Origin of the sequence: Microbacterium sp. TWP3-1-2b2 (assembly GCF_049896145.1) — a bacterium.
Lineage (GTDB): Bacteria > Actinomycetota > Actinomycetes > Actinomycetales > Microbacteriaceae > Microbacterium.
The window spans coordinates 876,507-889,541 of record NZ_JAFCTS010000001.1; the positions used below are offsets into that span (position 1 = coordinate 876,507).

Below are 13,035 nucleotides of genomic sequence, written 5' to 3' on the forward strand. Positions count from 1 at the left end.
AGCGGTGAATGAGTGCACGTACTGTGCTGCATGAAGCCGATATCTCGCGGGCTCTCACCCGTATCGCACACGAGATCCTCGAATCCAATCGGGGAGCAGAGAACCTCGTCCTGCTGGGCATTCCGACCCGCGGCGTCACTCTCGCCCATCGCCTCGGCGCGCTGATCAGCAGCATCGCCCAGACGTCGGTGGCAACCGGATCCCTCGACGTGACGCTGTTCCGCGATGACCTCGCGAAGCAGCCGACCAGGTCGCCGCAGCCGACGGAGATCCCCGCCGGCGGGATCGACGGCAAGACGGTCGTCCTCGTCGACGATGTGCTGTTCTCCGGACGCAGCATCCGCGCCGCCCTCGACGCGATCCAGTCGATCGGACGTCCCTCGACGGTGCGACTGGCGATCCTCGTCGACCGCGGACACCGCGAACTGCCAATCCGTCCCGATTTCGTCGGAAAGAACATCCCGTCCTCCCGCCAGGAGCGCGTCAACGTGCGCCTGTTCGAGAACGACGGCGCCGAGGCGGTGACGATCGGAGAATGAGACACCTCCTCGACACGCGGACCCTCGACCGAACGGACGCCCTTCGCGTCCTCGACGTCGCCGAGGACATGTCCGACACGCAGTCGCGTGAGAACAGGAAGCTGCCCACGCTGCGGGGCAAGACCGTGGTCAACCTGTTCTTCGAAGATTCCACCCGCACGCGCATCTCGTTCGAGGCCGCGGCCAAGCGCCTGTCCGCCGACGTCATCAACTTCGCCGCCAAGGGCTCCAGCGTGTCGAAGGGCGAGAGCCTGAAGGACACCGCACAGACCCTGCAGGCGATGGGCGCCGATGCGGTCGTCATCCGTCATCACGCGTCCGGCGCTCCACGCACTCTCGCGACCAGCGGCTGGATCACAGCGGGCGTGGTCAACGCCGGCGACGGCACTCATGAGCACCCGACTCAGGCTCTGCTCGACGCCTTCACCATCCGCAAGCGGCGGTTCGGTGCCGACAGCAGAGGCCGCGACCTCACCGGCGTGCGCGTCGTGATCGTGGGCGATGTGCTCCATTCTCGGGTGGCTCGCTCGAACGTCTGGCTGCTCACGACCCTCGGCGCAGAGGTCACGCTGGTCTCGCCGCCGACCCTGGTTCCGCAGAACGTCTCGCAGTGGCCGGTTCGGGTGCTCTACGACCTCGACGAGGCACTGGTCGACGGTCCGGATGCCGTGATGATGCTGCGCATCCAGCTCGAAAGGATGAACGCCGCGTATTTCCCGAGTGAGCGGGAGTATTCCCGACGCTGGGGGTTGGACGCCGTGCGTGCGGCGACGCTTCCGAGCGATAGCATTGTCATGCACCCCGGGCCCATGAATCGCGGCCTGGAGATCTCCGCCGAAGCTGCGGACTCGCCCCGCTCGACGGTGCTGGAACAGGTCACCAATGGCGTGTCCGTGCGTATGGCTGTGCTGTACCTGCTTCTGGCAGGAGAACGAGACGACGAACGAGGAGAAGGCAGTTGATGGACACCCTCGTGATCACCGGGGCAGAGCTTCTCGGCGCATCCCGCGCCGACATCGTGGTGGAGAACGGCGTCATCGCCGAGATCGGCACCGGCCTCAGCCGCGCCGGCGCCCGTGTCATCGACGCGAACGGGCTCGTTGCACTCCCCGGGCTCGTCGACCTGCACACGCATCTGCGCGAGCCCGGCTATGAGGCGTCAGAGACGATCCTCACCGGCACAAGGGCTGCTGCCGCCGGGGGCTTCACCGCCGTCTTCGCGATGCCGAACACATCTCCGGTCGCCGACTCGGCCGGCGTCGTCGAGCAGGAGCTTGCACTGGGCGAGGCCGCCGGCTACGCCACGGTGCAGCCGATCGGCGCCGTCACCGTCGGGCAGAAGGGCGAGCGGCTGGCCGAGCTCGGTGCCATGGCCACGTCGCGCGCCAAGGTACGCGTGTTCAGCGACGACGGCTTCTGCGTGTTCGACCCGCTGATCATGCGGCGTGCGCTCGAGTACGTCAAGTCGTTCGGCGGCGTGATCGCGCAGCATGCGCAGGATCCGCGCCTCACAGAGGGCGCCCAGATGAACGAGGGTGCCGTGTCGGCCGAGCTCGGCCTCGCCGGATGGCCGGCGGTCGCGGAAGAGTCGATCATCGCCCGCGATGTGCTCCTCGCCGAGCACGTCGGATCGCGCCTTCATGTCTGCCACCTGTCCACCGCAGGGTCCGTCGACATCATCCGCTGGGCCAAGAAGCGCGGCATCGACGTCACCGCAGAGGTCACGCCGCATCATCTGCTGCTCACTGACGACCTGGTGCGCGGATACGACGCGCGGTACAAGGTGAATCCGCCGCTTCGTCGTGAAGAGGACGTGCTCGCCGTGCGCGAGGGTCTCGCCGACGGCACGATCGACATCGTCGCAACTGACCATGCGCCGCACCCCAGTGAGAACAAGGCCTGCGAGTGGCAGGCCGCGGCCAACGGCATGGTGGGCCTCGAGAGCGCGCTGCGCGTCGTGCACCAGTCGATGGTGCAGACGGGCCTGATCGGATGGGCCGACGTCGCTCGTGTCATGAGCGCGACCCCCGCGCGCATCGGGCTGCTCGACGGGCACGGAACGCCCCTGGAGGTCGGTCAGCCCGCGCAGATCACGCTGTACGACGCCTCGCGCGAGGGCACCTTCACCGCGGCCGACCTCCACGGTCGCAGCCGCAATTCTCCCTATCTCGGCCGCGATCTCCCGGGCCGAGTCGAGTGGACGATCCACCATGGCCTCGTGACGGTCGAATCCGGCAGTGTCGTCGAGGAGCTCGCAGTATGAGCATGCGAGACCTCGCGGTCGCCATCACCATCGTGGTGGCGGTGCTGATCCTGCTCTCGATGTACCTCGCGTGGCGACGACGGTTGCGCCGCGACGGGGTGCACAGCGCGCCGATGGGCGTCCCTGAGCATGCGGAGGTCCTCGCCAGGCACGAGGTGCTGTACGTCTCGACGACGCGGCACGACCAACCACTCGAGCGCATGGCGATCGCACCTCTCGCATACCGGGCCCGCGGTGAGATCGCTGTGACCGACCGCGGCGCCGCGCTCTGCCTGGATGGTGCGCCCACGGTGTTCCTCGCCTCCGCGAAGCTCGTGCAGGTCGACCGCGCCACCGTCACGATCGATCGCGTCGTGGAACCGAACGGGCTTGTCCGACTCGTATGGAATGTCTCCGACGACACCGTCGTCGACTCGTACCTGCGCGTCACAGCCGGCGATCCCCAGAACCTCATCTCAGAACTCCAGCGGCTCATCCCCGCGAAAGACACAGGAGCCGAATCATGACACTCCCAGACCCCGCCGTCCTCGTCCTGGAAGACGGCACCCGCCACACCGGCCGCGCGTACGGTGCACGAGGGACCACGCTCGGTGAGGTCGTCTTCTCGACCGGCATGAGCGGATACCAGGAGACGCTGACCGATCCGTCGTATGCAGGCCAGATCGTGCTGCAGACAGCTCCCCACATCGGGAACACCGGAATGAACGACGAGGACACCGAGTCGAGGCGAATCTGGGTCTCCGGCTACATCGTGCGCGATCCCTCGCGCGTGGTCTCGAACTGGCGTGCGAACGCCTCGCTCGACGAGGTCCTCGTGCGCGATGGCATCGTCGGCATCAGCGGTATCGACACCCGCTCGATCACCAGGCACATCCGCTCTGCGGGTTCCATGCGAGGCGGTATCTTCTCCGGCGCGGATGCTGCGCTGGATGCCGACGAGCAGCTGCGCCGCGTGCGGCAGGCCCCCGAGATGAGCGGTCAGAATCTGTCTGCTCAGGTGTCGGTCGACGTCGCGACGGTGACAATGGCACTGGGGGAGCGTATCGGCAATCTCGCGGTGCTCGACCTCGGGGTCAAACAGGCCACGATCGACAACCTCGCAGCCCGCGGCTTCGAGGTGCACGTCCTGCCGCAGTCCGCGAGCATCGAAGACATCCGCGCCGTCGATCCGGTCGCTGTGTTCTACTCCAACGGTCCTGGCGACCCGGCGGCGTCCGGCGACCATGTCGCTCTCCTTCGCAGCGTGCTCGACGACGGGCTGCCGTTCTTCGGCATCTGCTTCGGCAACCAGCTGCTCGGTCGCGCCCTCGGTCTCGGCACGTACAAGCTGCCCTTCGGCCACCGCGGCATCAACCAGCCCGTGCTCGACAAGTCGACCGGCAAGGTCGAGATCACCGCGCACAACCATGGCTTCGCGGTCGAGGCACCGCTGGAGGGCTCCTTCGACAGCCCGAACGGCTACGGCAAGGTCGAGGTCAGCCACATCGGTCTCAACGACAACGTCGTGGAGGGCCTTCGCGCTCTCGACATCCCCGCCTTCTCGGTGCAGTACCACCCCGAGGCCGCGGCCGGCCCGCACGACGCCAACTACCTCTTCGATCGGTTCCGCGACCTGGTCGTCGCGAATGTGAAGGACGCCAAGTAATGCCAAAGCGCGACGACATCAATTCCGTCCTCGTCATCGGATCCGGCCCGATCGTGATCGGTCAGGCCTGCGAGTTCGACTACTCCGGAACCCAGGCCTGCCGCGTGCTGCGCGAAGAGGGTGTCCGCGTCATCCTCGTCAACTCGAATCCGGCCACCATCATGACGGACCCCGACTTCGCAGACGCGACGTACATCGAGCCGATCACCTGGCAGGTCATCGAGACCATCATCGCCAAGGAGAAGCCCGACGCGATCCTTCCGACGCTCGGCGGCCAGACCGCGCTGAACGCCGCGATCGAGCTGCACAACCACGGCATCCTGGAGAAGTACGACGTCGAGCTGATCGGCGCCAGCTTCGAGGCGATCAACAAGGGTGAGGATCGTCAGATCTTCAAGCAGCTGGTGCTCGACTCCGGCGCCGATGTCGCGGCCAGCCGCATCGCCCACACCATGGACGAGGTGCTCGCCGCAGCCGATGAGTTGGGCTACCCGCTCGTCGTGCGTCCCAGCTTCACCATGGGCGGTCTCGGATCGGGATTCGCCTACGACGAGAAGGATCTCCGCCGCATGGCCGGTGCCGGCCTGCACGACTCGCCGACGAACGAAGTGCTCCTCGAGGAGTCGATCCTCGGCTGGAAGGAGTACGAGCTCGAACTCATGCGCGACACGGCCGACAACACGGTCGTCGTCTGCTCCATCGAGAACGTCGACCCGGTGGGAGTGCACACGGGCGACTCGATCACAGTCGCGCCGGCACTGACACTGACCGACCGCGAGTACCAGAAGCTGCGCGACATCGGCATCGACATCATCCGCGCCGTGGGCGTCGACACAGGCGGCTGCAACATCCAGTTCGCCATCGATCCCAGCAACGGCCGCGTCATCGTCATCGAGATGAACCCGCGCGTCTCGCGCTCGAGCGCACTGGCCTCCAAGGCCACCGGCTTCCCGATCGCGAAGCTCGCTGCGAAGCTGGCGCTCGGCTACCGGCTCGACGAGATCCCGAACGACATCACGGGTGTGACGCCGGCGAGCTTCGAGCCGACGCTCGACTACGTGGTCGTCAAGGTCCCTCGATTCGCGTTCGAGAAGTTCCCCGCCGCCGACCCGACGCTGACCACCACCATGAAGTCGGTGGGTGAGGCCATGGCGATCGGTCGCAACTACGCCACAGCGCTGCAGAAGGCGCTCCGCTCGCTCGAGAAGCGCGGCTCGAGCTTCCACTGGGGCGAGGAGACGCGCACCGTGGACGAACTGCTCGAGGTATCGAAGACGCCGACCGACGGCCGCATCGTCGTGCTGCAGCAGGCGCTGCGCAAGGGAGCGACGATCGAGCAGGCATTCGACGCCACCGCCATCGACCCGTGGTTCCTCGACCAGATCGTGCTGATCAACGAGGTCGCTGAGACCGTTCGCACCGCAGGCGAGCTGGACGCCGGCACGCTCCGCTACGCCAAGGAGCACGGCTTCTCCGATGCGCAGCTCGCCGAGATCCGTGGCATCAGCGAGGCAGAGGTGCGCGGCGTCCGCCACGGCCTCGGCATCCGCCCGGTCTACAAGACGGTCGACACGTGCGCGGGGGAGTTCCCCGCTCTCACCCCGTATCACTACTCGAGCTACGACTTCGAGACCGAGGTCGCGCCATCCGACCGCACAAAGGTCGTCATCATCGGCTCCGGCCCGAACCGCATCGGCCAGGGCGTCGAGTTCGACTACTCCTGCGTGCACGCGTCGTTCGCGCTGTCGGATGCCGGCTACGAGACCGTGATGGTCAACTGCAACCCTGAGACGGTCTCGACCGACTACGACACCTCCGACCGGCTGTACTTCGAGCCGCTCACTCTGGAAGACGTCCTCGAGGTGCTCGATGCGGAAGCTGCGAGCGGGACGATCCTCGGCGTGGTCTGCCAGCTCGGCGGGCAGACCCCGCTCGGGCTCGCCAAGGGCATCGAAGCGGCAGGTTACACGGTGCTCGGCACGAGCCCGGAGGCGATCGACATCGCTGAGGAGCGCGAGCTGTTCTCGCAGTTGCTCGACTCGGCCGGGCTCATCGCCCCGCGTCACGGCACCGCCACCGATGTGGACGGGGCCGTCGTGATCGCGGAGGACATCGGGTACCCGGTGCTGGTCCGACCGAGCTTCGTGCTCGGCGGGCGCGGCATGGAGATCGTGTACGACACCGCGAGTCTTCGCGACTACTTCGTGCGCACCGCAGGAGAGGTCATCGTCGGACCAGGAACACCGTTGCTCGTCGACCGCTTCCTCGATGACGCGATCGAGCTCGACGTCGACGCCCTCTACGACGGCGAAGAGCTGTACATCGGCGGCGTCATGGAGCACCTGGAAGAGGCCGGCATCCACTCCGGTGACTCCAGCTGCACGCTGCCGCCCATCTCGCTGGGACGCAGCGACATCGACCGAGTACGCGTCGCGACGCTCGCGATCGCCGAGGGCGTCGGAGTACGCGGCCTGCTGAACGTGCAGTTCGCGATCAGCGCAGGCGTGCTGTACGTGATCGAGGCGAACCCGCGCGCGAGCCGAACGGTTCCGTTCGTGTCGAAGGCGCTCGGAATCCCGCTGGCCAAGGCCGCGAGCCGCATCATGGTCGGTGCCACGATCGACGAGCTGAAGACCGAGGGCCTGCTGCCGGTGTCGGACGGCTCGCGTGTGCCGCTCGGCGCACCGGTGGCAGTCAAGGAGGCCGTGCTCCCGTTCAAGCGGTTCCGCACCAGGGACGGCAAGATCGTCGACTCCGTGCTCGGGCCGGAGATGCGCTCGACCGGTGAGGTCATGGGCATCGACAAGGACTTCCCGACGGCGTTCGCGAAGAGTCAGGCCGCGGCGTACGGCGGCATGCCGACCTCTGGCACCGTCTTCATCTCGGTCGCCGATGCCGACAAGCGCGCCGTGATCCTCCCGGCGCACCGGCTGCAGCAGCTGGGCTTCCACCTCGTGGCGACGGAGGGGACCGCCGAGATCCTGTCGCGCAACGGCATCGCCGTGACCGTGGTGTCGAAGTACAGCGAGACGCTGGACAGCGGCGAGCAGAACATCGTCGACCTGATCAACGACGGACAGATCGACATCATCGTGAACACGCCCTCCGGCGGGGCAGCGCGCGCGGACGGCTATGAGATCCGTGCCGCGGCTGTTGCCGCTGACAAGGCGCTGTTCACCACGATGGCTGTTCTCGGCGCAGCGGTGAGCGGTATGGACGCCGCTGACGAGGGCTTCGACGTCAGAAGCCTCCAGGAGTACGCGATCGACCGAAAGGCAGCTCTGTGACCGGACGGTTCGGGGAACGTGTCAGGGCTGCGCTGAGCGCCCATGGGCCGCTCTGCGTGGGCATCGACCCGCACCAGGCGCTCCTGACCTCGTGGGGGTTGAGCGACTCAGCAGACGGCGTGCGCGAGTTCGGACTCCGGACGGTGGATGCCGCAGCAGGACGGGTGGGGGTCGTCAAGCCGCAGGTGTCGTTCTTCGAGCGTTTCGGCTCCGCGGGCTTCACTGCCCTCGAGGAGGTGCTGGCGGCGGCTCGGGCCGCCGATCTTCTCGTGATCGCCGACGCGAAACGCGGTGACATCGGCACGACGATGGATGCGTACGCGGCGGCATGGCTGACGCCCGGCTCACCGCTCGAGGCGGATGCGCTCACCGTGAATCCGTTCCTCGGCGTGGGGTCGCTGGAGACCACGTTCAGCCTCGCTGAAGAGAGCGGCAAGGGCGTCTTCGTGCTCGCCGCGACCAGCAATCCCGAAGCGGTGACCGTGCAACGGGCACTCTCATCCGATGCGCGGAGCGTATCCGCAGCCATCATCGACGAGGTCAGTGCGCGCAACGCGCGCTCGACTCCAGTGGACGAGTGGGCGAGCCTCGGTTTCGTGATCGGAGCGACGGTCACGTGGACGGATGCCGGCCTCGGCGAGTTCGCTCCGGCCGCTCCCATCCTCGGTCCCGGCTTCGGTGCGCAGGGCGCCGGCCCGACCGACCTGCGAGCACGATTCGGCGCGCACGCGTCGATGGTCATCGCGTCGGAGAGCCGCAGCATCCTCTCGGCGGGTCCGGACGGACTGATCACCGCCATCGACGCCCGCGCCGCAGAGTATCGGAAGGCGTTGAATGTCTGATCGCAGTGTTCCCGAAGTCGATCGTGCAGCAGCGGCACGGCGTGCCGTCGAGCGGCGACGCGCAAGGGCCGCCCTCAAGCGCGACCTGACGACGCGCGTCGTCGCTCCTCAGCTCGTCGCGGCTCAGGCGTTCGAAGACGCCGACTCGGTCGCCGGCTCCATGCGCATCACGGACTTCCTGCTCGCGCTTCCGGCGATCGGCGTGGGCAAGCGCGACCGCATCCTCGTCGAACTCGACATCTCACCGGTGAAGCGTCTCGGCGGACTCGGTGTGCGCCAGCGGGCCAGCCTTCGACGCTGGCTCGACGAGCGTTTCCCCGTGCAGGGCCCGCGCTCAGGACGCAGCCGGCTGCTGGTGCTCGCGGGCCCGACGGCGGTCGGCAAGGGAACCGTGGCCGCCCACATCCGTGAGAACAACCCCGAGATCCACCTCTCGGTCTCTGCGACGACGCGCCCGCCGCGCCCGGGTGAGATCGACGGCGTGCACTACTTCTTCGTGGATGACGCCGAGTTCGATCGACTCATCGCGGAAGACGCCTTGCTGGAGCACGCCGTCGTGCACAACCGCTCCCGCTATGGCACGCCGCGCGCACCGATCGATGCTGCTCTCGCCGAGGGCAAGACGGTCCTTCTCGAGATCGATCTGCAGGGCGCACGCCAGGTGCGAGCCGCTGAACCCTCTGCGACATTGATCTTCCTGCTGCCTCCCTCGTGGGATGAGCTGGTGCACCGACTCGTCGGGCGCGGCACGGAGGACGAGGAGGAACGCACTCGTCGATTGCGCACCGCGAAGGTCGAATTGGCCGCGCAGAGCGAGTTCGATTACCGCATTGTGAACGAGGACGTCGCCACTGCTGCTCGTGAGGTCGTAGAATTGTCTGAGGCGACTGCGCGCTGAGTCATTCCCCGAGCATTTCGAAGGGTCGCGCGCGCGCCGATTCGACTTCGCGACGAACCCGTCGCCTGATCTGGAGGTCCCACCATGGCCGGACACCACACCAAGGGCATCATCGACCCGCCGATCGACAACCTGCTCGACCGCGTCGAGTCGAAGTACGAACTGGTCATCTACGCGTCCAAGCGGGCGCGCCAGATCAACGATTACTACGCCGATCTCCACGAGGGCAACCTGTTCGACAACGTCGGACCGCTGGTCGACTCGTCCGTCGAGGACAAGCCGCTCACGATCGCGCTCCACGAGATCAACGAGGACAAGCTGCGCCTTCGCCACGCTGAGTGAAGGCAGCTTCCTCGATGAGCGCACTGCGCCTTTTCACCTCTGAGTCCGTCACCGAGGGGCACCCCGACAAGATCTGCGACCAGATCTCCGACAGCATCCTCGACGGTCTGCTCGCCGAAGACACCGGTTCGCGGGTCGCTGTCGAGACGCTCGTGACGACCGGCCTCGTGCACGTCGCCGGTGAGATCCGCACCGAGGCGTACGTCGACATCCCCACGATCGTCCGTCAGGTGGTCAACGGGATCGGCTACACGTCGAGCGAGACGGGTTTCGACGGCGACTCATGCGGCGTCAGCGTCTCGGTCGGCGAGCAGTCCAGCGACATCGCGCACGGCGTCGATCAGGCGCAGGAGCATCGTGACGGAGGCTCCGTCGACGCGCTCGACAGCCTCGGCGCGGGCGACCAGGGCATCATGTTCGGCTTCGCGACGATCGAGACGCCCGAACTCATGCCCATGGCAGGCCACACGGCTCATCGCATCGCAGAGCGACTCACAGAGGTGCGTCGCTCCGGCGAGCTCTCGTTCCTCCGTCCTGACGGCAAGACCCAGGTCACGCTCGGCTACGAGGGCTTCACGCCCAAGACGATCGACGCGGTGGTGCTCTCGACGCAGCATCATCCCGACATCTCGCAGGACGAGCTCAAAGAGCAGGTGCGGCGGCTCGTTATCGACCCTGTGCTCGAGAACACCGGACTCGAGATGCCCGCCGATGAGCGGTACTTCATCAATCCTGCCGGCCCATTCGTCACCGGTGGCCCGAAGGGCGATGCCGGTCTCACCGGCCGCAAGATCATCATCGACACGTACGGGGGCGCCGCGCGCCACGGCGGCGGTGCCTTCAGCGGCAAAGACCCATCGAAGGTCGACCGCTCCGGTGCCTACGCGATGCGCTGGGTCGCCAAGAACGCGGTCGCAGCAGGCCTCGCCGAGCGGCTCGAGGTGCAGGTGGCGTACGCGATCGGCGTGGCACGCCCTGTGGGGCTCTACGTCGAGACGTTCGGCACCGGCAAGGTCTCCGACGAGGTGATCACCCGCGCGATCCGTGAGGTCTTCGATCTGCGACCGCAGGCGATCATCGAAGAGCTCGACCTTCTGCGACCGATCTACCGCCAGACCGCCGCGTACGGCCACTTCGGTCGCGAACTCGCGGACTTCACCTGGGAGCGCACGGACCGCGCCGACGAGCTCCGCCGCGCAGCCGGACTCTGATGCACCGGCGTGGGGCGCGGCCGCCCGCACGCGGAGACCGGCGTTGAGCCGGCGCATCGCGCGGGTTCTCCTCGACTCGCCGTTGCCGCAGTTGGATCGACTCTTCGACTACGCCCTGCCCGAAGAGCTCGGTGATGTGCCGGTCGGTGTGCGCGTGCGCGTGCCGCTGCGCACCGCAGGTCGCATGATCGACGCCTACGTGGTCGAGGTCGCCGAGGAGAACGACTCCGAGCGTCCGCTCTCCACAGTCGACTGCGTCGTCTCCGCTGCCGCCGTCATGCCGGAGCGGCTCTATCGCCTTGCTCGCAGGACAGCGGATCGTGCGGCGGGTTCCGCCAGCGACATCCTCCGTCTCGTCATCCCGAAGCGGCAGGTGCGCGTCGAGAAGGCATGGAAGGGTGATGCAGGCGTTCCGCTGCCGTCGTCCGGCTCGATGGAACGCGCCGATGCGGTGCTCGCAGAGTACGCCGGCCTCGTCGATCTGATCGATGCCGGTGAGCGCGGCGCTGTCGAGGCGATCCCCGGCATCCGCGACAGCGTGCTGCGGTGGACGGAGCTGCTCGCCGCTGCGGCGACTCGGGTGCTGGCATCGGGTCGCTCCACGATCCTCGTCGTGCCGGATCATCGCGACCTGGACAGGCTCCTCGCCACGCTGGAGAGGATGCTGCCGCCCGAGGCCATCGTGCGGCACGACTCCCGGCAGACGAACCCGGACCGGTACCGCGGATTCCTTCGCACGCTGGAGGACGCGCCCTGCGTCGTCGTCGGCAACCGCTCCGCCGTCTACGCACCGGTGCAGGCGGGGCTGGTCGCGATCTGGGATGACGGCGATCCACTGCTCGGCGAGCAGCTCGCACCGTACGTGCACGCACGCGACGCCGCTCTGCTCAGGCAGGAGCAGGAAGGCTCTGCCCTGCTGCTGGCCGGGCACACCCGAACGACAGACGCGGAGCGTCTCGTGGCCCGCGGTTGGATGAAGGATGTCCACGCCGAACGGCGTGTGCTGCCGAAGGTCGTGCTGAGCACTCCGCAGGAGATGGAGCAGCCGGCGCAGCGTGTGCACTCCAGCGCGTTCGGCTCCGCACGCAAGGCCACGGAGGAAGGCCCGGTGCTGGTTCAGGTCTCGCGTCCAGGCTTCTCGCCGAGCCTGGTCTGCGCCGATTGCCGTGCACCTGCGCGCTGCCAGCTGTGCGGCGGTCCACTCGGAGCCAGACATCGCGGTGCGGTTCCGGTGTGCGGTTGGTGCGGGCGCTCGGCTCGCGCATGGGCGTGCCCGTCGTGCTCGTCGACGAAGCTGCGTCTCGCATCATCGGGCAGCGAACGCACCGCAGACGAGCTCGGGCGGGCGTTCCCCGGTGTGCGGGTCATCATCGCCGATGGCGCTCATCCCGTGGAGCATGTGTCGGACAAGCCGGCACTGGTGGTCGCGACGCGCGGCGCTGAACCCGTCGCCGAAGGCGGCTACCGCGCGGTCGTGCTACTGGATGGATCCCGGATGCTGCAGGCTCCAGATTTGCGCATCGGGGAGTCATGTCTGCGTTGGTGGTCCAACGCAGCCGCCCTTGCAGCGCCAGGAGCACCGGTCCATCTGGTGGGCGTCGACGGGCCGGTCGGTCGGGCGCTCGCGACCTGGAACCAGGCCGGTTATGCACGATCCGAGCTCGCTGAGCGCGCGCCCCTGCACATGCCGCCAGCCACTCGCGTCGCGCTCGTCGAGGGCGTGCCGGCTTCAGTCGAGCGTGCACTGACCGACCTTCGTGAGTTGCCACTGCCCTCCGACGCGATCCTCGGTCCGGTTCCCATCGAGACCGACGAGGGGCGCGTGCGTGCCCTGGTGCGCTTCGAGTACGCCGCCGGAACCACGGTCGCCACCACACTTCGTGCGGCGGTCGTGGCGGAAGCCGTGAAGCGGCGCCGTGGCCGGGGCCAGAGCAACCGCAGTCCGCTGTCACTTCGGCTCGATATCCTCGATCCTGAGCTGTGACATCCAATCCTTCCGGAGAACCTT

Annotated in this window: 11 protein-coding genes; all 11 read left to right on the forward strand. The window is 67.4% G+C overall.

Annotated features, from left to right (window positions below):
- Window positions 1-8 precede the first annotated feature (8 nt).
- The 11 genes from pyrR (at window position 9) to ACP7AR_RS04415 (ending at window position 13,011) form a co-directional block, all read left to right on the forward strand.
- Window positions 9-539 carry a bifunctional pyr operon transcriptional regulator/uracil phosphoribosyltransferase PyrR gene (gene pyrR / locus ACP7AR_RS04365; RefSeq protein ID WP_426183151.1) on the forward strand — a complete coding sequence of 177 codons (531 nt, stop codon included), beginning with the start codon at window positions 9-11 and terminating at the stop codon, window positions 537-539.
- Window positions 536-1,501 (forward strand): aspartate carbamoyltransferase catalytic subunit, encoded by a 966-nt coding sequence (locus ACP7AR_RS04370; protein WP_426183153.1) that lies wholly within the window; start codon window positions 536-538, stop codon window positions 1,499-1,501. Before pyrR ends, ACP7AR_RS04370 begins: the two co-directional genes overlap by 4 nt.
- Window positions 1,501-2,802: a dihydroorotase gene (locus tag ACP7AR_RS04375; RefSeq protein WP_426183155.1), complete on the forward strand. Its 1,302-nt coding sequence runs from the start codon at window positions 1,501-1,503 to the stop codon at window positions 2,800-2,802. The genes ACP7AR_RS04370 and ACP7AR_RS04375 overlap by 1 nt, the downstream gene beginning before the upstream one ends.
- A complete protein-coding gene (locus ACP7AR_RS04380) occupies window positions 2,799-3,308 on the forward strand; it encodes a hypothetical protein (RefSeq protein WP_426183157.1) in 510 nt (169 codons plus the stop codon). Before ACP7AR_RS04375 ends, ACP7AR_RS04380 begins: the two co-directional genes overlap by 4 nt.
- Complete coding sequence (gene carA, locus ACP7AR_RS04385) at window positions 3,305-4,447, forward strand: glutamine-hydrolyzing carbamoyl-phosphate synthase small subunit (protein ID WP_426183159.1); 1,143 nt, start codon at window positions 3,305-3,307, stop codon at window positions 4,445-4,447. The genes ACP7AR_RS04380 and carA overlap by 4 nt, the downstream gene beginning before the upstream one ends.
- Window positions 4,447-7,734: a carbamoyl-phosphate synthase large subunit gene (gene carB, locus ACP7AR_RS04390; protein WP_426183161.1), complete on the forward strand. Its 3,288-nt coding sequence runs from the start codon at window positions 4,447-4,449 to the stop codon at window positions 7,732-7,734. The genes carA and carB overlap by 1 nt, the downstream gene beginning before the upstream one ends.
- Window positions 7,731-8,576: an orotidine-5'-phosphate decarboxylase gene (gene pyrF, locus ACP7AR_RS04395; RefSeq protein WP_426183163.1), complete on the forward strand. Its 846-nt coding sequence runs from the start codon at window positions 7,731-7,733 to the stop codon at window positions 8,574-8,576. Before carB ends, pyrF begins: the two co-directional genes overlap by 4 nt.
- Window positions 8,569-9,474, forward strand: coding sequence for a guanylate kinase (gmk, locus tag ACP7AR_RS04400; RefSeq protein WP_426183165.1), 906 nt, complete (start codon window positions 8,569-8,571; stop codon window positions 9,472-9,474). The genes pyrF and gmk overlap by 8 nt, the downstream gene beginning before the upstream one ends.
- Before the next feature lie 84 nt (window positions 9,475-9,558).
- Window positions 9,559-9,816 carry a DNA-directed RNA polymerase subunit omega gene (rpoZ, locus tag ACP7AR_RS04405; RefSeq protein WP_033107065.1) on the forward strand — a complete coding sequence of 86 codons (258 nt, stop codon included), beginning with the start codon at window positions 9,559-9,561 and terminating at the stop codon, window positions 9,814-9,816.
- Window positions 9,817-9,830: 14 nt separating this feature from the next.
- A complete protein-coding gene (gene metK, locus ACP7AR_RS04410) occupies window positions 9,831-11,027 on the forward strand; it encodes a methionine adenosyltransferase (RefSeq protein WP_426183167.1) in 1,197 nt (398 codons plus the stop codon).
- A 43-nt stretch (window positions 11,028-11,070) separates the two neighbouring features.
- Window positions 11,071-13,011, forward strand: a complete 1,941-nt coding sequence (locus ACP7AR_RS04415) for a primosomal protein N' (protein WP_426183169.1) — start codon at window positions 11,071-11,073, stop codon at window positions 13,009-13,011.
- Window positions 13,012-13,035: the final 24 nt, after the last annotated feature.

What these genes read in the sequence shown, in the direction of transcription:
- pyrR (WP_426183151.1), top strand. Translation starts at nt 9, where the DNA reads ATGAGTGCACGTACTGTGCTGCATGAAGCCGATATCTCGCGGGCTCTC.
- ACP7AR_RS04380 (WP_426183157.1), top strand. Translation starts at nt 2,799, where the DNA reads ATGAGCATGCGAGACCTCGCGGTCGCCATCACCATCGTGGTGGCGGTG.
- gmk (WP_426183165.1), top strand. Translation starts at nt 8,569, where the DNA reads ATGTCTGATCGCAGTGTTCCCGAAGTCGATCGTGCAGCAGCGGCACGG.
- carB (WP_426183161.1), top strand. Translation starts at nt 4,447, where the DNA reads ATGCCAAAGCGCGACGACATCAATTCCGTCCTCGTCATCGGATCCGGC.
- ACP7AR_RS04375 (WP_426183155.1), top strand. Translation starts at nt 1,501, where the DNA reads ATGGACACCCTCGTGATCACCGGGGCAGAGCTTCTCGGCGCATCCCGC.
- ACP7AR_RS04370 (WP_426183153.1), top strand. Translation starts at nt 536, where the DNA reads ATGAGACACCTCCTCGACACGCGGACCCTCGACCGAACGGACGCCCTT.
- carA (WP_426183159.1), top strand. Translation starts at nt 3,305, where the DNA reads ATGACACTCCCAGACCCCGCCGTCCTCGTCCTGGAAGACGGCACCCGC.
- metK (WP_426183167.1), top strand. Translation starts at nt 9,831, where the DNA reads ATGAGCGCACTGCGCCTTTTCACCTCTGAGTCCGTCACCGAGGGGCAC.
- rpoZ (WP_033107065.1), top strand. Translation starts at nt 9,559, where the DNA reads ATGGCCGGACACCACACCAAGGGCATCATCGACCCGCCGATCGACAAC.